This window comes from Streptomyces sp. P9-2B-2, assembly GCF_030406865.1.
Taxonomy (GTDB): domain Bacteria; phylum Actinomycetota; class Actinomycetes; order Streptomycetales; family Streptomycetaceae; genus Streptomyces; species Streptomyces platensis.
Genome location: NZ_CP129126.1, coordinates 6544411 through 6570121, shown reverse-complemented (window position 1 = coordinate 6570121; position 25711 = coordinate 6544411). Strand labels below are relative to the sequence as shown.

Annotated in this window: 20 protein-coding genes; 3 read left to right on the top strand and 17 right to left on the bottom strand. The window is 72.3% G+C overall.

What is annotated here, in order from left to right:
* Positions 1–146: 146 nt before the first annotated feature.
* From truB to rimP, 7 genes are all read right to left on the bottom strand, one after another.
* Positions 147–1076 carry a tRNA pseudouridine(55) synthase TruB gene (gene truB / locus QT196_RS29055; protein WP_168481627.1) on the bottom strand — a complete coding sequence of 310 codons (930 nt, stop codon included), beginning with the start codon at positions 1074–1076 and terminating at the stop codon, positions 147–149.
* Entirely contained in the window at positions 1073–1528 is a 456-nt protein-coding gene (gene rbfA, locus QT196_RS29050) for a 30S ribosome-binding factor RbfA (protein WP_085927366.1), read from the bottom strand. The genes truB and rbfA overlap by 4 nt, the downstream gene beginning before the upstream one ends.
* A gap of 65 nt (positions 1529–1593) precedes the next feature.
* Entirely contained in the window at positions 1594–1887 is a 294-nt protein-coding gene (locus QT196_RS29045) for a DUF503 domain-containing protein (RefSeq protein ID WP_085927365.1), read from the bottom strand.
* 136 nt (positions 1888–2023) lie between these two features.
* The gene (gene infB, locus QT196_RS29040) at positions 2024–5161 is read right to left on the bottom strand and encodes a translation initiation factor IF-2 (protein ID WP_290355982.1); all 3138 of its coding nucleotides are present in this window, start codon (positions 5159–5161) and stop codon (positions 2024–2026) included.
* 161 nt (positions 5162–5322) lie between these two features.
* Complete coding sequence (locus QT196_RS29035) at positions 5323–5610, bottom strand: YlxR family protein (RefSeq protein ID WP_042149520.1); 288 nt, start codon at positions 5608–5610, stop codon at positions 5323–5325.
* A 136-nt stretch (positions 5611–5746) separates the two neighbouring features.
* Entirely contained in the window at positions 5747–6736 is a 990-nt protein-coding gene (gene nusA, locus QT196_RS29030; RefSeq protein WP_085927363.1) for a transcription termination factor NusA, read from the bottom strand.
* A 2-nt stretch (positions 6737–6738) separates the two neighbouring features.
* On the bottom strand, positions 6739–7281 hold the full coding sequence (rimP, locus tag QT196_RS29025; protein WP_290355981.1) for a ribosome maturation factor RimP: 543 nt from the start codon (positions 7279–7281) through the stop codon (positions 6739–6741).
* 160 nt (positions 7282–7441) lie between these two features.
* Between rimP and QT196_RS29020 the strand changes: the two genes are divergently transcribed.
* From QT196_RS29020 to QT196_RS29010, 3 genes are read left to right on the top strand one after another with little or no spacing between them, the layout of a single operon-like run.
* Positions 7442–7987 carry a hypothetical protein gene (locus QT196_RS29020; RefSeq protein WP_168484055.1) on the top strand — a complete coding sequence of 182 codons (546 nt, stop codon included), beginning with the start codon at positions 7442–7444 and terminating at the stop codon, positions 7985–7987.
* Between the two features lie 46 nt (positions 7988–8033).
* Positions 8034–8549 carry a ferritin-like domain-containing protein gene (locus QT196_RS29015; protein WP_290355980.1) on the top strand — a complete coding sequence of 172 codons (516 nt, stop codon included), beginning with the start codon at positions 8034–8036 and terminating at the stop codon, positions 8547–8549.
* A gap of 49 nt (positions 8550–8598) precedes the next feature.
* The gene (locus QT196_RS29010) at positions 8599–9510 is read left to right on the top strand and encodes an aminoglycoside phosphotransferase family protein (RefSeq protein ID WP_290355979.1); all 912 of its coding nucleotides are present in this window, start codon (positions 8599–8601) and stop codon (positions 9508–9510) included.
* Positions 9511–9609: 99 nt separating this feature from the next.
* Here QT196_RS29010 and QT196_RS29005 read toward each other — a convergent pair whose 3' ends face one another.
* The 10 genes from QT196_RS29005 to QT196_RS28960 form a co-directional block, all read right to left on the bottom strand.
* Complete coding sequence (locus QT196_RS29005) at positions 9610–11319, bottom strand: proline--tRNA ligase (RefSeq protein WP_168481623.1); 1710 nt, start codon at positions 11317–11319, stop codon at positions 9610–9612.
* 396 nt (positions 11320–11715) lie between these two features.
* On the bottom strand, positions 11716–12252 hold the full coding sequence (locus QT196_RS29000) for a GNAT family N-acetyltransferase (RefSeq protein ID WP_168481622.1): 537 nt from the start codon (positions 12250–12252) through the stop codon (positions 11716–11718).
* Between the two features lie 24 nt (positions 12253–12276).
* The gene (locus tag QT196_RS28995; RefSeq protein WP_168481621.1) at positions 12277–13122 is read right to left on the bottom strand and encodes a GNAT family N-acetyltransferase; all 846 of its coding nucleotides are present in this window, start codon (positions 13120–13122) and stop codon (positions 12277–12279) included.
* A 187-nt stretch (positions 13123–13309) separates the two neighbouring features.
* Positions 13310–14467 carry a flavodoxin-dependent (E)-4-hydroxy-3-methylbut-2-enyl-diphosphate synthase gene (gene ispG / locus QT196_RS28990; protein ID WP_168481620.1) on the bottom strand — a complete coding sequence of 386 codons (1158 nt, stop codon included), beginning with the start codon at positions 14465–14467 and terminating at the stop codon, positions 13310–13312.
* A 194-nt stretch (positions 14468–14661) separates the two neighbouring features.
* The gene (locus QT196_RS28985; RefSeq protein ID WP_168481619.1) at positions 14662–15963 is read right to left on the bottom strand and encodes a site-2 protease family protein; all 1302 of its coding nucleotides are present in this window, start codon (positions 15961–15963) and stop codon (positions 14662–14664) included.
* The gene (gene dxr / locus QT196_RS28980; RefSeq protein ID WP_168481618.1) at positions 15960–17225 is read right to left on the bottom strand and encodes a 1-deoxy-D-xylulose-5-phosphate reductoisomerase; all 1266 of its coding nucleotides are present in this window, start codon (positions 17223–17225) and stop codon (positions 15960–15962) included. The genes QT196_RS28985 and dxr overlap by 4 nt, the downstream gene beginning before the upstream one ends.
* Positions 17226–17374: 149 nt before the next feature.
* Complete coding sequence (locus QT196_RS28975; protein ID WP_168481617.1) at positions 17375–19294, bottom strand: acyl-CoA dehydrogenase family protein; 1920 nt, start codon at positions 19292–19294, stop codon at positions 17375–17377.
* A 498-nt stretch (positions 19295–19792) separates the two neighbouring features.
* Entirely contained in the window at positions 19793–21253 is a 1461-nt protein-coding gene (locus QT196_RS28970) for an aldehyde dehydrogenase family protein (RefSeq protein ID WP_290355978.1), read from the bottom strand.
* 389 nt (positions 21254–21642) lie between these two features.
* Positions 21643–23283 (bottom strand): PucR family transcriptional regulator, encoded by a 1641-nt coding sequence (locus QT196_RS28965; RefSeq protein ID WP_290355977.1) that lies wholly within the window; start codon positions 23281–23283, stop codon positions 21643–21645.
* A 209-nt stretch (positions 23284–23492) separates the two neighbouring features.
* Positions 23493–25703 (bottom strand): ATP-binding protein, encoded by a 2211-nt coding sequence (locus QT196_RS28960; protein WP_290355976.1) that lies wholly within the window; start codon positions 25701–25703, stop codon positions 23493–23495.
* Between the last annotated feature and the right edge of the window lie 8 nt (positions 25704–25711).

Here is a 25711-nt window from a genome sequence, read left to right as displayed (position 1 = left end):
CGGTGCCGGCTCCGGTACGGGCGGCCCGGTCCCCGCGCCGCCGCCGAGTGGCGGCCGGCGCCCCGTATCCGGACACACGGAAGGCCGGGCCCGGAGCGTGTTTCCACGCCCGGACCCGGCCCCGGTATCAGGCCATGGGCCCGCCTCTAGAGGGCGAACACCGCCAGGCTCTTGGCCTTCCCGCCCTGGTTCTCCACCAGTGCCAGGAACATGCCGTCCGGCCCGAAGGCCGCGACCGGCCCGTCGCCCTCGAAGCGCGGCATCGGGATCCGCGCGCCGTTGAGCAGCAGCCGCACCTGCGGTTCGGCGACATCCCAGCGGGTGAACGCCGCGGCGGCCGCGTCGCCGAGCGGCATGACCGGCAGGCCCTCGCCCTCGGTGTCGTCCACCGCCGCCTGGAGCTGGTCGAGCGTGCGCGCCCGGTCCAGCTTGTACGGGCCGACGCGGGTGCGGCGCAGCGCGGTCAGATGGCCGCCGACGCCGAGCCCGGCCCCCAGATCGCGGGCCAGCGCGCGGATGTACGTACCGGACGAGCACTCGACGGAGACCAGCAGGTCGGTCACCGGGGTACCGTCCTCGGCCTCGCCCTCGTGCGCGGAGTGCACCACGAACGAGGAGACGGTCACCGGGCGGGCCGGGATCTCCACGTCCTCGCCGTCGCGGACCCGCGAGTACGAACGCTTGCCGTTGATCTTGATGGCGCTGACCTTGGACGGCACCTGCATGATCGCACCGGACAGCTCGGCGACACCCGCGTCGATGTCCTCGCGGGCGAGGCCGTGCGCCGGCTTCGACTCGGTGATCTCGCCCTCGGCGTCATCGGTGACGGTCGTCTGGCCGAGCCGGATCGTGCCGACGTACTCCTTCTCCGTCAGCGCGAGATGGCCCAGCAGCTTGGTGGCCCGCTCCAGGCCCAGGACGAGGACGCCGGTGGCCATCGGGTCGAGCGTGCCGGCGTGCCCGACCCTGCGGGTACGCGCCATCCCACGCATCTTCGCCACCACGTCGTGCGAAGTGAAGCCGGACGGCTTGTCGACGATGACCAGACCGCCCGGCTTGTTGCTCTCACGCTTCATTCTGCCGCGGTGCCCTCGTCGTCCTCGTCCTCGCCCGGCTTGCGGTACGGATCGGCCTCACCGGCGTACTGCGCGCCCGAGGAGACCTCGCGCACCTGGGCGTCCGAGGCCCGTGCCTTGTCGAGCAGGTCCTCGATGGTCTTGGCGTTCTCCGGCAGGGCGTCCGCCACGAACGCCAGGGTCGGCGTGAACTTCGTACCGGCCGCCGCACCGACCGCGGAGCGCAGGATGCCCTTGGCGCTCTCCAGTCCGGCGGCGGCGCTGGCGCGGTCCTCGTCGTCCCCGTAGACCGTGTAGAAGACCGTAGCCTCCCGCAGGTCGCCGGTGACCCGGGTGTCCGTGATGGTCACATGCGTACCGAGCCGCGGGTCCTTGATACCGCGCTGCAGCTTCTGGGCGACCACCTCCCGGATGAGGTCCGCCAGCTTCTTCGCCCGCGCATTGTCGGCCACTGGTCCGTCTCCTTCTTTCTTCCACAATTGTGCTTCCGCCGGCGACGGGACGCCTGGTCATCAGGTCAGTCGTCGTCGCCGTGCAGCCGTCGGCGTACCGACAGCAGCTCCACTTCGGGCCGTGCGGCGACCAGGCGCTCACAGCGGTCCATGACTTCGGTGAGATGCCCCGTGTCCCCGGAGACCACCGCCAGGCCGATGGTGGCCCTGCGGTGCAGATCCTGGTCCCCGACCTCCGCGACGCTCACCGCGAATTTGCGGTGCAGCTCGGCGACGATCGGGCGGACGACGGAGCGCTTCTCCTTCAGCGACCGTACGTCGCCGAGAAGCAGGTCGAAGGACAGTGTCCCTACGTACATGCAAGACGGGTCAAGCCACCCGTGGGGCCTTAGGAATCCGTGTCTTTTCGAACCGTACACGGAACGGCCGGGGCCGATCGACGGGATTTCTCCCGACGACCGGCCCCGACACTGACCGCGCAGATCAGCGAGCTGATCAGCCGCGCGGCTTCTCGCGCATCTCGTACGTCGCGATGACGTCGTCGATCTTGATGTCGTTGAAGTTTCCGAGGTTGATACCGCCCTCGAAGCCTTCGCGGATCTCGGTGACGTCGTCCTTGAAGCGGCGCAGACCCTGGATGTTGAGGTCCTCCGCGATGACCTTGCCATCGCGGACCAGGCGGGCCTTGGTGTTGCGCTTGACCTCGCCGGAGCGGATGAGCACACCCGCGATGTTGCCGAGCTTGGACGAGCGGAAGATCTCGCGGATCTCCGCGGTACCGAGCTCGACCTCCTCGTACTCCGGCTTGAGCATGCCCTTCAGGGCCGCCTCGATCTCCTCGATCGCCTGGTAGATGACCGAGTAGTACCGGACGTCGACGCCCTCGCGGTCGGCCATCTGCGTCGCGCGGCCTTCGGCGCGGACGTTGAAGCCGATCACGATCGCGTCGGAGCCGGACGCCAGGTTGATGTCGGACTCGGTGACCGCACCCACGCCACGGTGCAGCACGCGGATGTCGACCTCCTCGCCCACATCGAGCTGGAGCAGCGAGGACTCGAGAGCCTCCACCGAACCGGACGCGTCGCCCTTGATGATGAGGTTGAGCTGCTGCACCTCGCCGGCCTTGAGCACCTTGTCGAGGTCCTCGAGGGACACCCGGCGGGTGCGCTTGGCGAAGGCGGCGTTGCGCTCGCGCGCCGCGCGCTTCTCGGCGATCTGACGGGCCGTACGGTCCTCGTCGACCACCAGGAAGTTGTCGCCGGCGCCCGGGACGTTGGTCAGACCCAGCACCAGGACGGGGGTCGACGGACCCGCTTCCTCGACGTGGTTGCCCTTGTCGTCGAGCATCGCCCGGACTCGGCCGTACGCGTCGCCGACCACCATCGTCTCGCCGACGCGCAGCGTGCCGCGCTGGACCAGGACGGTCGCCACGGCGCCGCGGCCACGGTCGAGGTGGGCCTCGATCGCGATGCCCTGCGCGTCCTGCTCCGCGTTGGCGCGCAGGTCGAGCGAGGCGTCCGCGGTCAGGACCACGGCCTCGAGCAGCTGCTCGATGTTCAGACCCTCACGGGCGGAGATGTCGACGAACATGGTGTCGCCGCCGTACTCCTCGGCCACCAGACCGAACTCGGTGAGCTGGCCGCGCACCTTGGTCGGGTCGGCGCCCTCGACGTCGATCTTGTTGACCGCGACCACGATCGGCACATCGGCCGCCTTGGCGTGGTTCAGCGCCTCGATCGTCTGCGGCATGACACCGTCGTTGGCCGCCACCACGAGGATCGCGATGTCGGTCGACTTGGCACCACGGGCACGCATGGCGGTGAACGCCTCGTGACCCGGGGTGTCGATGAAGGTGATGCGACGCTCTTCGTCGTTGACCTCGGTCGCGACCTGGTAGGCACCGATGTGCTGGGTGATGCCGCCGGCCTCGCCCGCGATGACGTTCGTCTTGCGGATCGCGTCCAGAAGTCGCGTCTTACCGTGGTCGACGTGACCCATGACGGTCACCACCGGCGGACGCGCGACGAGCATGTCCTCGCCGCCCTCGTTCTCACCGAAGTCGATGTCGAAGGACTCGAGAAGCTCGCGGTCCTCCTCCTCCGGGCTGACGATCTCGACGACGTAGTTCATCTCGTCGGCGAGCAGATGCAGCGTCTCGTCGGTGACCGACTGAGTCGCGGTGACCATCTCGCCCAGGTTCAGCATGACCTGGACCAGCGACGCCGGGTTGGCGTTGATCTTCTCGGCGAAGTCCGTCAGCGAGGCACCACGCGACAGGCGAACCGTCGCGCCGTTGCCGCGGGGCAGCATGATGCCGCCCACCGACGGGGCCTGCATGGCCTCGTACTCCTGACGCCTCTGCCGCTTCGACTTGCGGCCACGACGCGCCGGACCGCCGGGACGGCCGAACGCACCCTGCGTGCCACCACGGCCACCGGGACCGCCGGGACGACCGGCGAAGCCGGGACGACCGCCGAAGCCGCCGCCACCACCGGGACCGCCGCCACCGGGACGACCGGCGAAACCGCCGCCGCCACCCGGACGACCGCCACCGCCACCACCGGGACGACCGGCGAAGCCGCCGCCGCCACCGGGACGACCGCCGCCGCCACCAGGACGACCGGCACCGCCGGGACCACGGCCGCCGCCACCGCCGGGGCCCGGACGCGGGCCGGCAGCGGGACGCTGCGGCATCATGCCCGGGTTCGGGCGGTTACCGCCGCCACCACCGGGACGCGGGGCGCCACCGGGGGCCGCACCCTGCGGACGGGGCATACCACCGGGGGTGGGACGCGCGCCGCCCTGACCGCCCTGGGGACGGGGGCCGCCCTGGCCGCCGCCCTGCGGACGCGGACCGCCGCCGGGGCCACCCTGGCCGCCGGGACGCGGGGCGCCACCGGGACGGGGGGCCTGCGGACGGGCCATGCCCGTGGAGCCACCGGATGTGAAGGGGTTGTTGCCCGGACGCGGACCGGACGGACGACCGCCGGGACGCGGGCCCGGACGCTCGCCACCGGGGCGCGGAGCGTTACCGCGGCCCTGGCCGCCCTGGCCGCCCTGACCACCCTGGCCGGACGCCGCCGGACGGGCCGGACGCGGGGCGGGGGCACCGGGACGGGGAGCCGACTGGCCGGCCGCCGGAGCAGCCGGAGCGGCCGGCGGAGCCTGGAACTCGGGCTGCGCGGGGGCGGCCGGAGCGGGCTTGGGTGCCGCGGGGCGCGCCGGGGCGGGGCGCGGGCCCGGGGTGGGGCCGGCGGCGGGAGTGCTCTTGGGAGCCACCGGGGCCTCGGGCGCCTTCGGCGCCTCGGGGACCTTCGGTGCCTCGGGGGCTGCCGGAGCCGCGGGGCCCGGCTTGGGGGCGCCCGGCTTCGGGGCAGCAGGACGTGCCGCCTGCGCCGGGGACGGCGCGGACGGCTTCGCGGGGGCCGACTTGCGCGGCGCCGCGGGCTTACCGGCGGCGCGGCCATTGCCGCTGCCTGCCTGGAAAGCGTCGGTCAACTTGCGAACAACCGGCGCCTCGATCGTCGAGGACGCCGAACGGACGAATTCACCAAGTTCTTGGAGCTTGGCCATGACGACCTTGCTCTCAACGCCGAACTCCTTGGCGAGTTCGTATACCCGGACCTTAGCCACTTCGCTCCTTCTAGGTCCGGGTTTGTCCACCGGACCGTCGCTACTTCATGGGCGTACTCATCGCGTACTCATCGAGTGCTCATCGCAATCTCGACCTACTTCCGACTCGCGAGGTACCTGACCGCACGGTTTTCCGTGCGCTGTGCATTTCGTGCTGTGCGTTATTGCAGGGGCTGCTCGGCACGCTCGACGGACCGGCGCAAGGCCGTCGTGTCGAACGGTCCCCGGGCCCGGTAGGCCCGGTTGAACGCCCGGCGGCGAACCGCCAGGTCGAGGCAGACCAGTGTCGGGTGCACGTAAGCACCCCGGCCGGGCAGCGTACCGCGAGGATCGGGGACGCACTCACCCTCGATCTCCACGATGCGCAGCAAATCGCCCTTGGCCGCTCGCTCCCGGCATCCCAGACAGGTGCGCTCAGGGCATGCGCGGGCATGCGTCCGGCCAGACACTGCTTAAGTCTACCTCCCCGCGCCGCTCCGGCCCCGCTGGGGTGAAGGCCGTGCGGCTGCTCAGAATTCCCGGACGGGCGCCGCGGCACCACCGATTTTTCGGGGCCCGCGGCGCGACCGGTCGCCTCGGACGGTCTCAGTCCTGCGGCGCGTGCTCGGTGTCCGGACGGATGTCGATCCGCCAGCCCGTGAGACGGGCGGCGAGCCGGGCATTCTGCCCTTCCTTACCGATGGCCAGTGACAGCTGGTAGTCGGGCACGGTGACCCGGGCGGAGCGTGCCGCCAGGTCCACGACCTCGACCTTGCTGACCCGGGCCGGCGACAGCGCGTTCGCCACCAGCTCGGCCGGGTCGTCCGACCAGTCCACGATGTCGATCTTCTCGCCGTGCAGCTCGGCCATCACGGCGCGCACCCGGCCGCCCATGGGGCCGATGCAGGCGCCCTTGGCGTTCAGGCCGGAGCGGGTGGACCGTACGGCGATCTTGGTGCGGTGGCCGGCCTCGCGGGCGATGGCGGAGATCTCCACCGAGCCGTCCGCGATCTCCGGGACCTCCATGGCGAAGAGCTTCTTCACCAGATTGGGGTGGGTGCGCGACAGCGTCACCGACGGGCCGCGGACGCCCTTGCTCACCCGTACGACGTACGAGCGCAGCCGGGTGCCGTGCGCGTAGTCCTCACCGGGGACCTGCTCCTGCACCGGCAGCATGGCCTCCATCGGGCCGACGTCCACCAGCACGTTCTTGGGGTCCTTGCCCTGCTGGACGACGCCGGTGATGACATCGCCCTCGCGCCCGGCGAACTCGCCGAAGGTGATCTCCTCCTCGGCGTCCCGCAGCCGCTGGAGAATGACCTGCTTGGCGGTGGTCGCCGCGATCCTGCCGAAGCCGGAGGGGGTGTCGTCGAAGTCGCGGGGCTCCGCGCCCTCCTCCAGGTCCTCCGGGTCCTCCTTCGCCCACACCGTCACATGACCGGTGTTGCGGTTCAGCTCCACCCGCGCCCGCCGGCGGCTGCCTTCGGTGCGGTGGTAGGCGATGAGGAGGGCCGACTCGATCGCCTCGACCAGCAGGTCGAACGAGATCTCCTTCTCCCGCACCAGACCCCGCAGGGCACTCATGTCGATATCCACGGCTACGCCTCCTCCTTGTTCTCGTCGATCTTCTCGTCGTGCTGCGCGTCGCGCTTGTCTGTCTTGTCGGTCTTACGGCTGAATTCCAGCTCGACGCGCGCCTTGGCGATCTCGTCGAAGGAGACCCGGCGGGCGGTCGGCTTGCGGCCCTTGACTCCCGGCACCTCGAGGTCCAGTCCGGAGTCGTCGACGGCGATGATCCGTGCCACCAGCTCGCCGCCCTCGTGGAGTTGGGCCTTGATGAGGCGGCCGACGGCGCGGCGGTAGTGCCGCAGCTCGGTCAGCGGGCGGTCGGCGCCGGGTGAGGTCACCTCAAGGGTGTACGGGGCGCCGCCCATCACATCGGAGTCGTCCAGGACCTGGGAGGCCTCGCGGCTCAGCTCGGCACACTCGTCCAGCTGGACGCCCTCGTCGGAATCGACCACGATCCTCAGCACCCGCCGCTTGCCTGCCGGTGTCACCTCGATCTCTTCCAGATCCAGGTCGCGCGCGGCGATGAGCGGTTCAAGCAGTCCGCGCAGCCTCTCGCTCTGGGTGGTGCTCATCCGGGTGACTCCTCGGCCGCGTGTGCTGTTGTGGGTAGGTCGCGTGTCGGGTCAAAGCCTATCGGTTCCGGCGGGGTACTGACGATTCGGTGGGTGGTCACGGATACTCTCGCCTGCGGTGATCACTACGGAAGACCCCGGGAAGTGCAACGTGCCGAATGTGCCGTACGCGCGTAGAAGGACCCTGCTGGCCGGCGCCGCCCTCGGGGGCGCGGCCCTGCTCACGGGCTGCTCCGAGGACTCCGGCCCCGACCGGGCCGAGCACTCCTCCGCCGCCGAACGGCTGCGCAAGCGCTCGGCCCGCGACAGCACGACCCTGCTGGCGCGCTACGACGCGACGCTGGCCGCGCACCCGGCGCTGGAGTCGCGGCTGCGCCCGCTGCGCTCCGAAGTCGCCCGGCACGCCGAGGTGTTCGGCGACGAGCGGGCCGCGCCCTCGCCCGGCGGCGGCGCCTCCGACGGCCCCGCGGAGGACGCCGGAGCCCCCGCGTCCGCTCCCTCGCCGCACGGCGCCCGGCCGTCCGGTCCCCCGGTCCCCGAGGATGAGCGGGCCGCCCGCTCGGCGCTCGCCGACGCCGAACGCCGGCTCGCCGACACCCGTACCAAGGCGCTGATCGCCGCGCCTCCGGAACTGGCCCGGCTGCTGGCCTCGGTCGCGGCGGCCGGTGCGGTGCACGCGTATCTGCTGGCGGAGCGGGCCGGATGACGGGTGCGGCGGGGCACCGGGCAGGAACCAGCGAAGGGGTGTGCGGATGACGGCCGGAACGGCTCGCGGCAGCAGACGCGACAGCGACGACAGCGGGCACGACGAGCTGACGGCGGTGCAGGCGGCGCTGGCGGCCGAGCATGCCGCGGTGTACGGCTACGGCGTGGTGGGCGGGCGGATCGCCGGTGACCGGCGCACCGAGGCGCAGGCGGCGTACGACGGGCACCGCGCCCGCCGGGACGCGCTGCGCCGCGTGGTGCGCGATCTGGGCGGTACCCCGCAGGCCGCGGCCGCCGCCTATGAGCTGCCCTTCCCGGTGCCGGACGCGGCCGCCGCGGCCCGGCTGGCGGCGGAGCTGGAGGACCGGCTGGCCGCCGTGTACGCGGATCTCGTACGGGCCGGCGGCGCGGTCCGGCGGCGGGAGGCGGCGGCCGCGCTGCGCGAGGCGGCGGTGCGGTCGGTGCGCTGGCGCGGCGGCGGCGTAGCCTTCCCTGGGCTCGTGGAGCGGGCCGCGGAGGCCGCGCCGGCCGGCTCCGCGAGCGCCGCCGCGGGCGCGCTCTGAACGACCGGCCGCTCCGCGGTCTCCGCCCCAGGAAAGGGACAGCTCAAGCATGGCAACGGCCCCCATCGAACCGCCGCAGCGGTTGGTGAGTTCGCTGAGCGGCGATCCGGAAAGTCCGGTGCGGCAGTGGCTCACGGCGCTGCCGACGCTGGTTCAGCAGCAGCTGGCGGCCTGGGAGCTGACGCTGGAGCGGGTGCAGGCGCCCGGTGGCCGCCGCAGTCTGCTCGCGCTCGTACGGCAGCAGGACGGGACGCCGGCGGCGCTGAAGTTCCCGGTGCCGGGGCGGGTGTCGACGCACGAGGGCGCGGCGCTGGAGATATGGGACGGCTGGGGCGCGGTGCGGCTCCTGCGGTCCGACGACAAGAGCGGTGCGCTGCTCCTGGAGCGGCTCCAGGGCGGGGTGTCGCTGCGTTCGCTGCCGGAGGCCAAGGCGCTGCTGGAGGCGGCCGGCACGGTACGGCGGCTGTGGGTGGAGCCCGCCGCGGGGCACCCGTTCGAGACGCTGGCCGGGCGGACCGAGCAGGACATGGAAGGGCTGCGCACGGCCGGGGCGCTGACCCGGGCCGCCGGACCGCTGGTGGAGCAGGCACTGGAGCTGCGGCGCGCGCTGCCGACCGGGTCCGATGAGGAGTTTCTGCTGCACGGTGCGTTCCGGCAGGGCAAGGTGCTGGCCGGGGCGCGGACGCCCTGGCTGGCGGTCGGCCCGTCGCCCGTCGTCGGCGAGCGGGCGTATGACCTGACGGCGCTGGTGCTGGACCGGTTCGAGGATCTGCTGGCCGGGTCCGGCGCGGCCGCCGCGGCCCGCCGCCGGGTGGCCAAGCTGGCCGACTCCCTGGAGGTCGACCGGGACCGGCTGCGCGACTGGACGCTGTACCGGGCGGTGGACACCGGCGTCCGGGAGGTGGCCGTGGGCGACCGTCAGCGCGGGGAACTGCTGCTGGAGTTCGCGGCCTGGCTGTAGGCCCGGCCCGGTGGTCGGTGCCCACGGGACAGGCCCTGGTGCACAGGCGAACGGGCCGGCCGGGGCGCACCCCTGGCCGGCCCGTTCGCCGTACGGCGGTTACGCGCTGAGGCGGGCGACGGCCTCCTCGACCGTCAGCTCCTCGCGCTCGCCGGTACGGCGGTCCTTGACCTCGACGACGCCCTCGGCCGCGCGCCGGCCGGCGACCACGATCGTCGGGACGCCCAGCAGCTCGGCGTCGGTGAACTTCACACCCGGCGAGACACCGGCCCGGTCGTCGACGAGGACCCGCAGGCCCGCGGCGCCGAGCTGCTCGCCGACCTCCAGGGCGAGTTCGGTCTGCTTGGCCTTGCCGGCCGCCACGACGTGCACATCGGCCGGGGCGATCTCCCGGGGCCAGCACAGGCCCTTCTCGTCGTGGGTCTGCTCGGCGAGGGCGGCCACCGCACGGGAGACGCCGATGCCGTAGGAGCCCATGGTGACCCGGGCGGGCTTGCCGTTCTGGCCGAGCACATCGAGGTCGAAGGCGTCCGCGTACTTGCGGCCGAGCTGGAAGATGTGGCCGATCTCGATGGCGCGGTCGATCTTCAGGCCGGTGCCGCACTTCGGGCAGGGGTCGCCGGGCTCGACGACGACCATGTCGAGGTACTCGTCGACCTCGAAGTCCCGGCCGGCGACGACGTTCCTGGCGTGCTTGCCCTCCTTGTTGGCGCCGGTGACCCAGGCGGTGCCGGCGGCGATGCGGGGGTCGGCGAGGTAGCGGAACGCCTTGCCGGCCAGGCCCTGCGGGCCGACGTAGCCGCGGACCAGGTCCGGGCGGTCGGTGAAGTCCTCGGCGGTGACCAGCTCGACGGTGGCCGGTGCCAGGTGCTCACCGAGCTTGCCGAGGTCGACCTCGCGGTTGCCGGGGACGCCGACCGCGACGATCTCGCCGTCGACCTTGATCAAGAGGTTCTTGAGGGTCGCGGCGGCCGGGACACCGAGGTACTCGGCGAGGGACTCGATGGTCGGGGTGTCGGGGGTGTCCAGCTCCTCGACGGGGCCGTGCGCGGAGCCGTCGGCCGGCTCGACCTTGACCGTGACGGCCTCGGTGTTGGCGGCGTAGTCGCAGGCCGGGCAGTCGACGAAGGTGTCCTCACCGGCCGCGGCGGGGGCCAGGAACTCCTCGGAGGCGGAGCCGCCCATCGCGCCGGAGACGGCGGAGACGATGCGGTAGTCCAGGCCGAGCCGCTCGAAGATCTTGGTGTAGGCCTCGCGGTGCTGGGCGTAGGACTGCTCCAGGCCCTCGTCGGTGGTGTCGAAGCTGTACGAGTCCTTCATCTGGAACTCACGGCCGCGCAGCACACCGGAACGGGGACGGGCCTCGTCGCGGTACTTGGTCTGGATCTGGTAGAGGATCACCGGCAGGTCCTTGTAGGACGTGCACTGGTCCTTGACCGTGAGGGTGAAGATCTCCTCGTGGGTGGGGCCGAGGAGGTAGTCGGCGCCCTTGCGGTCCTTGAGGCGGAAGAGCAGGTCGCCGTACTCCTCCCAGCGGCCGCTGGTCTCGTAGGGCTCCTTGGGCAGCAGGGCCGGCAGCAGGACCTCCTGGCCGCCGATGGCGTCCATCTCCTCGCGCACCACGCGGGAGACGTTCTCCAGGACCTTCTTGCCCAGCGGCAGCCACGTCCAGATACCGGCGGAGGAGCGGCGGACGTAACCGGCGCGGACGAGCAGCTTGTGGCTGGCGGTCTCGGCGTCGGCCGGGTCGTCGCGCAGTGTCTTGATCATCAAGCGGGACATGCGCTGGACCTGTGCGGCGTGGGCCATGGGAGATTCTCCTGCGTAAGAAAGGTGACTCCCTGGAGGTTAGCCGTAGGGGTGTGGCGCTAGGAAATGAGATGCGCTGCGCTTTGCCTGTCTCCCGCGTTTTCGGCTTTCCCGCCGTGGTGGTCGCTCGCCGTTTGTGGCCCGCTTCGCGGTGCGTTTCGCTGCGCTTTGCCTCGGTCGATGATTTCGGCTGTCTCGCCGTTGCGCCTGCGGCGGGCGGTCCGCTGCGCGGGGCTGTCGGGGTGCGGTGACGGGCCTGCGGGGCAGGGGTGTGGGACTGCTTCGCTTTACGTCCCACACCCCTGCCCCTCCGGCCCGTCACCTCCCGTTGTGGTGGGTGGAAGGGAAGGCCGGTGGGGGTGGGCCCTTGTTGTTGCCTGCGGCCTGATGGCTCGTTCAGGGGCGCTTGAGGGGCAGGGGGGCGCCCATTACCGCGTAGGGGGTGGGGGCGCTGGGGAAGAGGACTCGGCGGGCCAGGTCGTGGTAGCCGAGGGAGCGGTAGAGGCGGCGGGCGGGGCTTTCGGTGTCGATGGCGGAGAGGATGGAGCGGGGTTCGGCGGCCTCGTCGGTGATGCGGGTGATCAGGGCGCGGCCGAGGCCGCGGTGCTGGTAGCCGGGGTGGACGTGCAGCTCGGTGATGGTGAAGGAGTCGTCGAGCCAGTGGTCGAGGTGCTCGTTGCGGAGGTAGGGCTCGACGACGGTGGACCACCAGTGGGCGCGGTCGTTGGGCATGCCGTAGACGAAGCCGACCAGCCGGCCCTCGGGGGTGGTGGCGCCGAGCGCACGGGCGCCGGGGCAGCCGAGGTGGCGCAGCACGATGTGCCGGCGGACGGCGATCTCCTCGTCGCTAAGGCCGAAGGCGAGCGCCTGGACGGCCAGCGCGTCATCCACGCGGGCAGCGAGATCAAGGGGGCCGACCGCGACGTCATCCATGCCCGGAGCGTACAAGGCGGTGGGTCAGAACAGTACGCTCATGAACGCTCCGACTTCCTCGAAGCCCACCCGGCGATAGGAGGCGCGGGCCGCGGTGTTGAAGTCGTTGACGTAGAGGCTGACGACGGGGGCGACGTCGCTGAGGGCGTAGCGCAGCACGGCGGCCATCCCGGTCTCGGAGAGGCCCTTGCCGCGGTAGGCGGGGTCGACCCAGACGCCCTGGATCTGGCAGGCCCGCGGGGTGGCGGCGCCGATCTCGGCCTTGAAGATGACCTTGCCGTTCTCCATACGGGCGAAGGAGCGGCCGGCGCCGACGAGTTCGGCGACTCTGGCCTGGTAGAGCAGTCCGCCGTCGCCGGCCATCGGGGAGATGCCGACCTCTTCGGTGAACATGGCCACGCACGCGGGCATGATCAGGTCCATCTCGTTCTTGCGGATCCGCCGGACGTACGGGTCGGGGGCGATCTCGGCGGACGGTGCGGTGGTGACCATCAGGGGCTGGTGGGCGCGGATGTCGCGGGCCGGCCCCCAGTGGGGCTCCAGGAGCGACCACAGTTCGGCGGTGACTTCAGCGGGGCCGACGATGGAGGAGCAGCGACGGCCCTGGCGGCGGGCGCGCTCGGCGAAGCCGCGGATGGCTTCGGAGGTGGCGCAGACCGGGACGAGGTTGGCTCCGGCGTAGCAGAGCGACTCCAGGCGGCCGTCCACGTACCAGCCCCACATCTCGCCGCCCAGCCGCCAGGGGTCGAGGCCGGCGATCTGTACGCGGGCGGCGACGAAGGCATTGGCGACCGGATCGCGGTCGAGGACCGCGAGGGCGTCGTCGAGCTCCCCGGGCTCGAGGACCTTGATGGCGGTGGTCGTCAGCACGTGTCGGAAAGCCTCACCGTTACGGGCCTGGGAGGCCAGGCGGGAGCAGGTCTTGGCACTTTACCTCCCCCCGCGCGGGAGCACCCGGCCGCTGCGGGGGCGGATGGTGCCGGGCAGCGCGGAGCCCCGCGGCCCGGGGCGGGCGCGGGGCTCGGCGGCGGTACTGCGGGGCCGTGGTGGCCGTGGATCAGCCGGCGACGGCGACGGTCGGCTCGCCGGAGGCGATGCCGTCCTTCTCCATCTGCTCGGCGATCTTCATGGCCTCTTCGATGAGGGTCTCGACGATCTTCGACTCGGGGACGGTCTTGATGACCTCGCCCTTGACGAAGATCTGGCCCTTGCCGTTGCCGGAGGCGACACCGAGGTCGGCCTCGCGGGCCTCGCCGGGGCCGTTGACGACGCAGCCCATGACGGCGACGCGCAGCGGCACCTCCAGGCCGTCCAGGCCCGCGGTGACCTCGTCGGCGAGCTTGTAGACGTCGACCTGGGCGCGGCCGCAGGACGGGCAGGAGACGATCTCCAGCCGGCGCTGGCGGAGGTTGAGCGACTCCAGGATGGAGATGCCGACCTTGACCTCCTCGGCGGGCGGCGCCGAGAGGGAGACCCGGATGGTGTCGCCGATGCCCTCGCTGAGCAGTGCGCCGAAGGCGACGGCGGACTTGATGGTGCCCTGGAAGGCGGGGCCGGCCTCGGTGACGCCGAGGTGGAGCGGGTAGTCGCACTGGGCGGCGAGCTGCCGGTAGGCGTTGACCATCACGACCGGGTCGTTGTGCTTGACCGAGATCTTGATGTCGCGGAAGCCGTGCTCCTCGAAGAGGGAGGCCTCCCACAGCGCGGACTCGACCAGCGCCTCGGGGGTGGCCTTGCCGTACTTCTGGAGCAGGCGGCGGTCGAGGGAACCGGCGTTGACGCCGATCCGGATCGGGGTGCCGGCGTCACCGGCCGCCTTCGCGATCTCCTTGACCTGGTCGTCGAACTGCTTGATGTTGCCGGGGTTGACCCGGACCGCGGCGCAGCCGGCGTCGATCGCGGCGAAAACATACTTCGGCTGGAAATGGATGTCCGCGATGACCGGAATCTGCGACTTCCGGGCGATCACGGGCAGCGCATCGGCGTCGTCCTGCGTCGGGCAGGCGACCCGGACGATCTGGCAGCCGGAGGCCGTCAGCTCGGCGATCTGCTGCAATGTCGCGCCGATGTCGGACGTCCGCGTGGTCGTCATCGACTGCACCGAGACCGGTGCGTCTCCGCCCACGGCGACCGGACCGACCTGGATCTTGCGGCTGACCCGTCGGTCGGCAAGTTTCGTCGGTACGTCCGGCATTCCCAGTGAAATGGCAGTCATCTGGCGAGCAACCCCAAGGTGTGGATCAAGGCCCCGCAGCGGCGGGCTCCGGTCTTCGAGATTACGGCACAGGAGTCGCGGCAAGCACATCGCGCCCGTGTCGCGCCACGAATGGAGACGGCCGGACACCTCCAAACGCCACAGAGGCGCCCGGCACACGCCAGGGAGGTGTCCGGCCGCCGCCAAACCCGTTTTCAGGTCAGCTTCACCGGATTCACCACGTCGGCGACCAGGACCAGCAGCGTGAAGCAGATGAAGATCCCGGCGACGACGTAGGCGACCGGCATCAGCTTGGCCACGTCGAAGGGGCCGGGGTCGGGACGCCGGACGATCTTGGCGAAGGCCCGCCGGATCGACTCCCACACGGCACCGGCGATGTGCCCGCCGTCCAGGGGCAGCAGCGGCAGCATGTTGAACAGGAACAGCGAGAGGTTGAAGCCCGCGACCAGGAAGAGCATGGTCGCCACCCGCTGCTCCGGCGGAATGTCCAGGGAGAAGACCTCGCCGCCGACCCGGGCCGCACCGACCACGCCCATCGGGGAGTCCTGCTTGCGCTCGCCGCCGTTGAAGGCCGCGTCCCACAGGTCCGGGACCTTGGCGGGCAGGTTTATCAGCGAGGAGACGCCCTGCTCGACCATGCTGCCCATGCGGTCGACGGACTGGCCGAAGGACTGCTGGACGACGCCGCTGGCCGGGGTGAAGCCGAGGAATCCGGCGGTGACGAATTCGCCGGGGACGTAGCCTCCGCGGCCGTCGGTCTTGGCGACCTTGTTCTCGATCAGGTCGGCGTGCAGCGTCTTGCGCGCGCCGTGCCGTTCGACGACGAGGGTCGCGGGTCCGGTGGTGTCGCGGATCTGCTGCTGGAGTGCGCCCCAGTCCGGCACGGGGTGGCCGTTGAACGAGACGATCTTGTCGCCGGCCCGCAGGCCCGCGGCCTCGGCCGGGGAGTCCTTGGCGCCGGCCGGGCACTTGTCCGTCTTGGCCGCGGCCGAGATGACGCACTCCGAGACCGAGCCGACCTGGGTGGTCTGGGTGTTGATCCCGAAGCCCATCAGCACGCTCATGAAGATCACGACCGCCAGGATCAGATTCATGAACGGCCCGGCGAACATCACGATGACGCGCTTCCAGGGCTTACGGGTGTAGAAGAGCCGCTTCTCGTCGCCGGGCTGGAGCTCCTCGTAGGCGGCCGAGCGGGCGTCCTCGATCATGCCGCGGAACGGCGAGGTGGAGCGGGCCTGGAGCTTTCCGTCGTCGCCGGGCGGGAACATCCCGATCATGCGGATATAGCCGCCGAGCGGGACGGCCTTGATGCCGTACTCGGTATCGCCCTTCTTACGGGAGAAGAGCGTCGGCCCGAAGCCCACCATGTACTGCGGCACGCGGATACCGAACATCTTGGCCGTGGAGAGATGGCCGAGCTCGTGCCAGGCAATGGAGAACAGCAGGCCGACGACGAAGACGACTATGCCGAGGATGGTCATCCAGGTCGTCATGCGCGAGCCTCCGAAGGTGTCCGTGCCGCACGGGCGGCCAGTTCGCGGGCGCGGGCGCGCGCCCAGGTTTCCGCCTCCAGGACGTCCGCGACCGTCAGGGAGGTTCCCCGTGCGGGCGTGCCGTGCTCGGCGACCACTGCGGCGACCGTATCCACAATCCCTGTGAATGGCAGCCCGCCCTGGAGGAAGGCATCCACACATTCCTCGTTCGCCGCGTTGAAGACGGCGGGGGCGGTGCCGCCCAGATCACCGACCCGGCAGGCCAGCGAAACGGCCGGGAAGGCCTCCTCGTCCAGCGGGAAGAACTCCCAGGTCTGCGCCTTCGTCCAGTCCACGCCCGGGGCCGCGTCCGGGACCCGCTCGGGCCAGCCGATGCCCAGCGCGATCGGCATCCGCATGTCGGGCGGGCTGGCCTGGGCGAGCGTGGAGCCGTCGGTGAACTCCACCATCGAGTGGATGTAGGACTGCGGATGGACGACGACCTCGATGCGGTCGAAGGGGACGTCGAACAGCAGATGCGCCTCGATGACCTCCAGGCCCTTGTTGACGAGGGTCGCGGAGTTGATGGTGACGACCGGTCCCATCGCCCAGGTGGGGTGGGCCAGCGCCTGCTCGGGTGTGACCCCGGCCAGGTCGTGCTTGGTGCGGCCGCGGAACGGGCCGCCGGAGGCGGTGACCACCAGCTTGCGGACCTCGGCCCGTTCGCCGCCGGCGAGCGCCTGGAAGAGCGCGGAATGCTCGGAGTCGACGGGGATGATCTGGCCGGGCGCGGCGAGCGCCTTGACCAGGGGGCCGCCGACGATCAGCGACTCCTTGTTGGCCAGCGCGAGCACCCGGCCCGCCTTGAGGGCGGCCAGCGTGGGCGCGAGCCCGATGGAGCCGGTGATGCCGTTGAGGACGGTGTGGCAGGGGGAGGCGGCCAGGTCGGTGGCCGCGTCGGGGCCGGCCAGGATCTCGGGCAGCGGCTCGCCCGCGCCGTAGCGGTCCGCCAGCGCCGTACGCAGTGCGGGCACCGCGTCCTCGCGCGCCACGGCGACGGCGGTCACCCGCAGTTGGTGCGCCTGATCGGCGAGCAGCTCGACCCGGCCGCCGGCCGCGGAGAGCGCGGTCACCCGGAAGCGGTCGGGGTTGCGCAGCACGATGTCGATCGCCTGGGTGCCGATCGACCCGGTCGAGCCGAGGATCACGATGTCGCGCGGGCCGCCGGGGTGCGGGGCGGCCGGCTCGAAACGCAGATGCGGGTGGGCGAGGGAGTCCGTCATGTGGTCCATTGTGGCCGGTCGCCGAGGGGGCCCGGACACCCAGGCCCGGTCGGATGGATCATGTGGCTCGCCCGCGGCGCGGGACATGCCCCGGGGCCGGTCCGGTGGATCGCTGCCGGACCGGCCCCGGGCGTGCGGCCGAGGGACGTTCAGCGGATGGGCCGCCGGACGTTGTCGGTCATGCTCGGTCCCGGAGTGGCGTCGGCGATCCAGGGGCCGTCGCTGCTGGGGTCGATGATGCCCTCCTCCAGCCAGGCGTAGCTGCCGTCGAGGACTCCGGAGACGACCTTGCGGTCGAGTGCGTCGGTGTTGGTCCACAGCCGGCCGAACAGCTCCTCGACGCGGATCCGCGCCTGCCGGCAGAACACATCGGCCAGCTGCTGTGCCTCCCGGCCGTGGTCCCCGGTCTCCCGCAGATACTCGGCCCGTACGCAGGCGGCGCTCATCGCGAAGAGTTCGGCGCCGATGTCGACGATCCGGCCGAGGAAGCCCTGCTTGGTCTCCATCCGGCCCTGCCAGCGGGACATCGCGTAGAAGGTGGAGCGGGCGAGCTTGCGGGAGGTCCGCTCGACATACCGCAGATGGCCCGCCAGCGTGCCGAACTCCTGGTACGTACGCGGGAGTTGGCCCGGTCCGGCGACGAGCTTGGGCAGCCAGCGGGCGTAGAACCCGCCGGCCTTGGCCGCCGCCCGGCCCTTGTCGGCGAGGGTCTTGTCCGGGTCGATGAGGTCACCGGCGACCGACAGATGGGCGTCCACCGCCTCGCGGGCGATCAGCAGATGCATGATCTCCGTGGAGCCCTCGAAGATCCGGTTGATGCGCATATCGCGCAGCATCTGCTCGGCGGGGACCCCGCGTTCGCCGCGGGCGGCGAGCGAGTCGGCGGTCTCGAAGCCGCGGCCGCCGCGGATCTGGACCAGTTCGTCGGCCATCAGCCAGCCCATCTCGGAGCCGTAGAGCTTGGCGAGGGCGGCCTCGATGCGGATGTCGTTGCGGTTCTCGTCGGCCATCTGGGAGGACAGGTCGACGACCGCTTCGAGGGCGAAGGTGGTGGCGGCGATGAAGGAGATCTTGGCGCCGACGGCCTCGTGCTTGGCGACCGGCCGGCCCCACTGCTCACGGGCCCCGGACCACTCGCGGGCGATCTTCAGGCACCACTTGCCGGAGCCGACGCACATCGCGGGCAGCGACAGCCGGCCCGTGTTGAGGGTGGTCAGGGCGATCTTCAGACCGGCGCCCTCGGGGCCGATGCGGTTCGCGGCCGGGACCCGTACCTGGTGGAAGCGGGTGACGCCGTTCTCCAGGCCGCGCAGGCCCATGAACGCGTTGCGGTTCTCGACGGTGATGCCGGGCGAGTCCGCCTCGACGACGAAGGCCGTGATGCCGCCCTTGTGGCCCTCGGACGCGGGCACCCGCGCCATCACCACCAGCAGATCGGCGACCACGCCGTTGGTGGTCCACAGTTTCACGCCGTCGAGCACGTAGTCCGTACCGTCCGGCACGGCCATGGTCGCCAGCCGGGCCGGGTCCGAGCCGACATCGGGCTCGGTCAGCAGGAAGGCCGAGATGTCCGTGCGGGCGCAGCGGGGCAGGAAGGTCTCCTTCTGCTCCTTGGTGCCGAACAGCTTCAGCGGCTGGGGGACGCCGATCGACTGGTGGGCCGACAGCAGGGCGCCGATGGCGGGGCTGGCGGTGCCGACCAAGGACAGCGCGCGGTTGTAGTAGACCTGGGTGAGACCGAGGCCGCCGTACTTGGGGTCGATCTTCATCCCGAGCGCGCCGAGCGCCTTGAGGCCGTCCACGGTCTCGTCCGGAATCTGCCCCTCGCGCTCGATCCGCGCCCCGTCGACCTCCGTCTCGCAGAATTCGCGCAGCGTGGCCAGGAACTTCTCACCGCGGCGGACGTCGTCGACCGCGGGGGTGGGGTGCGGATGGATGAGGTCGAGCCGGAAGCGCCCCAGGAACAGTTCCTTGGCGAAACTGGGCTTGCGCCAGTCCTGCTCACGGGCCGCCTCGGCGACCTGGCGTGCTTCGCGCTCGGAAACGTTGCGGATGGATGGAGCAGTCATCAGGAGCTCACCTCGCCGCGGGATCGGGAGTTCAGCGCCGGCGGGCCGGTCGGCCGCTGGACAGCGCTACTTGTGAGAGTTACCCGATCCGCACGGGTTGCACCACTGGAGCTACCGGACGCGGGTGGGTGTTCGGGCCACCGCACGCCAAGCGGGACCTGTGCCCCGGCCCCGGACCGGGCCGGCCGGCCGCCCTCCGCCCTTCGGGGGGTGCGGCATACCGCGAGGGTTGTACGCGCGGCGCGGTCTCCCCCCTGGGGTACCGGCGCGGCTCCCCCTCAGACAGGAGGAAGCAGCGGGGGCCCGTCCCGTACGGTCAAGATCCGGCATGGCGGGAGACGATGCCGGAAACGGGGGACGCGGCGCGCTCCGGAAACAGGGTGCCGGAGCGCGCCGCGTCGAGAGGCCGGCGCCGGGGGGCGCGCCGGCCGGGGCCCGGACGGCGATACGGCCCGAGGGAGGGCCGTCGCTGTCCACCGGTCCGGGCCGGGCCGGGTGTTACAGGGCGAGCCCGGTCAGGACCAGCACCCGCTCGTAGGTGTAGTCGTCCATCGCGAAGCGCACGCCCTCGCGGCCCACACCGGACTGCTTGACGCCGCCGTACGGCATCTGGTCGGCGCGGTAGGACGGCACATCGCCGATGATCACGCCGCCGACCTCCAGCGCCCGGTGGGCGCGGAAGGCGGTCTGCACGTCATGGGTGAACACACCCGCCTGGAGGCCGAACTTGGAGTCGTTGACGGCCGCGAAGGCCGCGGCCTCCCCGTCGACCTTCTTGAGCGTGAGGACCGGGCCGAAGACCTCCTCGCAGGCGAGGGTGGCGTCGGCGGGCACGTCCTCCAGGACGGTCGGCGCGTAGGAGGCGCCGTCGCGCTTGCCGCCCGCGAGCAGCTTCGCCCCGCGCTCCACGGCCTCGTCCACCCAGGACTCGACGCGCCGGGCGGCGTCCTCGCTGACCAGCGGGCCGACCTCGGTCGCATCGTCCGACGGGTCGCCGGTGACCTGCGCCTCGACGGCCGCCACGATCTTCGGCACCAGCCGGTCGTACACGGACGCGTCCGCGATGACCCGCTGTACCGAGATGCAGGACTGGCCGCCCTGGTAGTTGGAGAAGGTGGCGATGCGCTGCGCCGCCCAGTCCAGGTCCGCCTCGGAGGAGAAGTCCGGCAGGACGACGGCCGCGCCGTTGCCGCCGAGCTCCAGGGTGCAGTGCTTGCGCGGCACCGAGTCGAGGATCGCGTAGCCGACCTTCTCGGAACCGGTGAAGGAGACGACCGGCAGCCGCTCGTCCTGGACCAGCGCCGGCATCCTGTCGTTGGGCACCGGGAGGATCGACCAGGAACCGGCCGGCAGGTCGGTCTCGGCCAGCAGCTCGCCGAGGATCAGGCCGGAGAGCGGGGTGGCCGGGGCCGGCTTGAGGATGATCGGGGCGCCGGCCGCGATGGCCGGGGCGATCTTGTGGGCGCAGAGGTTCAGCGGGAAGTTGAACGGGGCGATGCCCAGGACCGTGCCGCGCGGGAAGCGGCGGGTCAGCGCCAGCCGGCCGGCGCCGCCGGCGTCGGTGTCCAGGCGCTGCGCCTCGCCACCGTTGAAGCGGCGGGCCTCCTCGGCGGCGAAACGGAACACGGAGACGGCGCGGCCGACCTCGCCACGCGCCCACTTCATGGGCTTGCCGTTCTCCGCGGAGATCAGCCGGGCGATCTCCTCCGTGCGCTCCACCAGCCGGCGGTGCACATGGTCCAGCGCGGCGGCCCGTACATGCGCGGGGGTCGCGGCGAGCTCCTCCTGGACGGCGACGGAGGCGGCGATCGCCTCCTCGACCTGGGCCTCGGTGGGGACGCTCACCGTGCCGACGAGACGTCCGTCCCAGGGGGAGGTGACATCGAAGGTGGCCTCGCCGGTGGCCTCGCGGCCGGCGAGCCAAAAGGCGGTGGGGGCTGCATCAGTGGGGATCGGCACAGTGGAACCCGGCCCTTCAGAAGTGGTGGGTGGTGCGCATGGCTCAGGGAGCGTCTCTGCGGTGTTGACTCTGGACCCACGGTAGGGGTGCGGCGCCGTCGTGACGTTTGTCCGAAGCGGCGTAATCACGGCGCCCGTCTCTCCGCGGTGGAGGGGGCGTACGGGGCCGAGCCGGGGCGCGGGGCGGCGCGAGCTCCCGGAGGCCTCCGCGGCAGGTCCTCCCGGGGGAGCGGCTCGACGCCTGGGACGCGCTTGTCTCCGGCCCGCCGGCCGACGGGGACACGACCCACCGGCCTACGGGGACGCTGCCTCCCCGCGCCTTCCAAAGACGGCCACCGCGCGGAAGCAGCGAGCTCGCTCGGACTGCCCTCCCCGGGGCGGCCCCGCCCTCACTGCTCCCCCTGCGGCGCCGACGTCGCCTTGAGCGCCAGCCACAGCTCCATCCGCACATCCGCGTCGTCCAGCGAGCGCCCCAGGATCTCCTCCACCCGCCGCATCCGGTAGCGCAGCGTGTGACGGTGCACCCCCAGGTCGGCGGCGGCCGCGTCCCACTGGCCGTGCCGGGCGAGCCAGGCGCGCAGCGAGGCCACCAGATCGCCGCGGCCGGTCGCGTCGTGCTCGCGCAGCGCCCGCAGCAGCCCGTCGGCGAAGGCGCGGACCGCGTCGTCGGCGAGCAGCGGCAGCACGGAACCCGCCGCCACATCCTCGTGCTCGACCAGCGCACGGCCCCGCCGCCGCGCCACCGAGAGCGCCTGTTCGGCCTGGCGGTAGGCGTTCGCGGCGGCTATCGGCCCGGTCGGCGCCGACAGCCCGACGGCCACCCACGCGCCGTTGCCCGCCTCCGCCCGCGCCGCCCGGCCGCGCGCCCGCGGCTGCGCACCGGCTCGGGCCTCGGCCTCGGCGGCGTACGCGGCACAGGCGTCCGCGGCCGCCCCGCCGTCCGTGACCAGCACGATCAGCCGGCCGCCGTCCGGGACGGCGAGCACCGCCTCACCGGTACGCGCGGCCGCGGAGTCCATCGCGTCGGCCAGCGCATCGAGCACCCCGGCGCCCGCGGCACCGCCCGACGACGGCTCCTCACCGGCCACCGGTTCGGCGACCACCACCCGGAACGGCGCGTCCAGCAGCCCGCCGTAGAGCCGCCCGGCCACCGCCCGCGCATGGTCCGGCTCCCCCGCGAGCAGCATCTTCAGCACCGCGTCACCCAGCCGCTGCTCGGCGTCCTGCAGCGCCCGGGACCGCTCGGTGGTCAGGGTGAGCAGCGCGACCGCGGAGTGCACGGCATAACGCTCGGCGGTGCCGAGCGGCGCGGCGGTCCCCACCGCGAGCACCCCGCGGGCCCGCCGCCCGGTGCCCAGCGACTGGAGCTCGACCCGGTCATCGCCGTCGGTGTCGCTGACGACCGAGCTGGCGGGGGCGGGCCGCTCCCGCAGCCGCCCGACGTCGTCGGTCAGCCGGGCCGCGCGGCGGGCGGCCCAGTCGGGGGCGGCGGCCACCACCGCGCCCGACGCGTCGTAGAGCGCGGCCCAGCCGTCCAGATGCGCCGCGAGCCGGGACAGCAGCTCGGCCGGTCCCTCCGCGCTGAGCGCCGCCCGGGTCAGCTCCCGCTGCGCCTCGAATCCGGCGGTCACAGCGCGGTACTGGTCCGCGGCCACGGCGGCCGACACCGCCTTGCTGATCGCGATGAACGGCGTCCTGCGCGGCACCCCGAGCAGCGGCAGCCCCTGCTCCCTCGCCGCGTCGACCAGCGCCTGCGGCACCCCCTCGTAATTCACCCCGACCGCGAACCCCAGCCCGACGACCCCGGCCTCCGCGATCCGCCGCACATACCTCCGGGTCGCCTCCGCGTCCTCCGCGTCCAGCTTGAGCGCGGTGATCAGCAGCAGCTCGCCGCCCTCCATGTACGGCACCGGATCGATCAGCTCGCTGGCGTGCGCCCAGCGCACCGGCGCCTCCAGCCTCTCCTCCCCCGCGAGCACGGTCAGCTTGAGCGCGGTGTGATTGACCAGGGAAGCCAGGGTGTGCGGCATGGAACCTTCATGACATCGACGACTACGAGGGACCGACCGGCAACCGGCCACGAACCGGCCGATGCCCGCCCGACACCCGATTGATTACGCCGCCTCGTATGAACGGCCACTGCCGATTCTGCCTCAACGGAGGAATCGGGGGGACCCACCATTCCAGCCCCCCGCCTCCGGCCCGGACAGGCATGGCAAGGCGGTCCCTCCGGGCCCCCTCAGGACCGCAGATCCACCAGCACCGGCGGAGCGTGCTCCCCGGCCACCGACGTCACGGACAGCACCGCATGCCCGGGCGGCACCGAATTCGCCAGATCCGACGCGGACCAGCGCTCCCGCTCGACGGTGCGGACGGTGACGGCTTTGGCGGTGGCCGCCTTGCCGGTGACCAGCTGGCGCACCATATGGAACGCCTTCCCCGCGGCACTCTCCGCAATGATCTGGCGGTCGGTCACATCGCGGGTCTCCACCCACTCCTTGCCCCACACCTCGGCGAACCGCGCACCGTCCCAGGTCGTGACGCCCGAGAACGCCATCCGGCAGCCGACCGCGCCGAGCAGGGTGCCGCGCAGCGCGTCGGGCACATCGTCCAGGGAACGCAGCGTCAGCACCGCGCCGGCATTGGCCGAACGCAGCCGTTGCAGCCCACGCAGGGCCTCGGCGGTAATCGTGTGCGCGGCCTCGTCGACGACCAGACACGCGAACAGCGAGCGGTCACCGCGGGCCACCGCGCACTCGATGAACTGTGCGAGGACCAGCCGGGCGAGAATCCGCGAGGCCTCCGCGTGCCCGCGCTCCGGCAGTTCGATGCGGACCCGCAGGGGGTGGTCCAGGGCACGCAGGGAGACCTGGCGGGTGCGGCCCGTGGGGTCGAAGAAGGCGGCGAAGGCCGGCCGGTCGAGCAGCGCGATGCGGTCGGCGAGCAGGACGGCGACATCACCGGGGCGGTCCGACTGCCGTACGCGGGCGTCCAGTTCGCGCAGCAGAGTGGGGGCGTCGGCGGCCTCCAGCGCGGTGCGCAGTGCGGCGATCGCCTGGGGTGCGCCGTCCAGCAGTTCCCGTAGTTCGGGCACCGTGGGGAAGCGGTCGTGCGCGGCCCGGAAGGGGCCGAGCAGCTGGGACAGCGCTGTCGCGGCGCGCCGGCTGTCACCGCCGGGCAGCTGCTCGGCAAGGTCGCCGACCAGCGCCTCGGCAAGGATTCCGGACGCCTCGTCAGGGTCGGTGGTGCCGCCGTAGAGGTCGAGATCGCACTCCGGGTCCGGACGGCCGACCCGGACCACCACATCGAACGCGTCATCCGGCCCGAGGTCCGATCCCGCCGGGCCGACGGCGATCAGCGCGCTCTGCCCGGCCAGCGCCTGGAGGCACATCGACTCGACGACCGGCTTGACGACCCGGGTGGTCTTGCCGCTTCCGGCGGGGCCCACGGCCAGCAGCGAGGTGCCCAGCACGGCGGGCGACAGCGCGCTGCCCGCGCCACGGTGCTGATACGGGTTCCGCGTGTGTTCGGCGGCGGTGCCGATCCGGACCTGGTGGGCGAGCAGGTCGTGGTGGGCGGCCCTGCGGGACAGATCGCGCCGCCCCGAAGGGTGCGCGCAGGCCGCCGCGCCGTGCCGGAGCACGGTGTCGGTGAAGGAGGCGGCGGAGTTCTTGCCGGACCGCACCGACTGCCAGGCACGCTCGATCCTGGCCACGTCCACATCGTTCATCCGCCCGGTCCGCGCCTCGGCGGCGAGCTTGTCGGCGGCATCGGCGGCGCCATGGGCCCGCAGCTCGGGCCACAGCGCCCGGTCGGCGCCGGGCTCGGGCTTGGAGACGGGGGCGCGCTTGCGGCGGAGAGCGGGGAGCGCGTACCGGCGGGCCAGCTCCGCCCACCGGCCGAGGCGCCCGAAGACGATCACCAGGCCGACGATCCACAGGCCGTAGTAGACGCGGGAGGCAATGGCATAGGCGACCCTGTCGCCGGATGTCGCGCCGAGCACCCAGGAGTCGGGGAACAGGACGGCCATGGGCCAGGCCCAGTACGGCCCGAGGTAGCCGTTCCACAACAACGACCACAACAGCCACCCGCACAGGAACGAGATCACCGCCCCGCTGATCAGCTGTCGGCCGGGGACCCGGTCGGGTTCCTCCGCCGGCCGGGGCCGGTGGCCGTACGTCCAGATCCCGGGTGCGGCGGAGGGGCGCGGGGTACGCAGCCAGCCCAGCAGCGGCGGTTCGGCTGCGGTGCCGGCGGACGCGGGGCCCGGTGGGGTGGTGGGCACGGCCGGCAGGGCGGGCGTGACAGCGGGGGGTGGCGGGGTGTGCGGCGCCGCGGCCGGTGGGGCGGGGGGTGCCGCGGGGTGCGGCACCGTGGGTTCGGGTCGGTGCGCTCCGCCGGACGGCTGGGGAGCGGTGTGCTGTGCGTCGTGCGTGCCCTCGGTGTCCATCCGGTGCC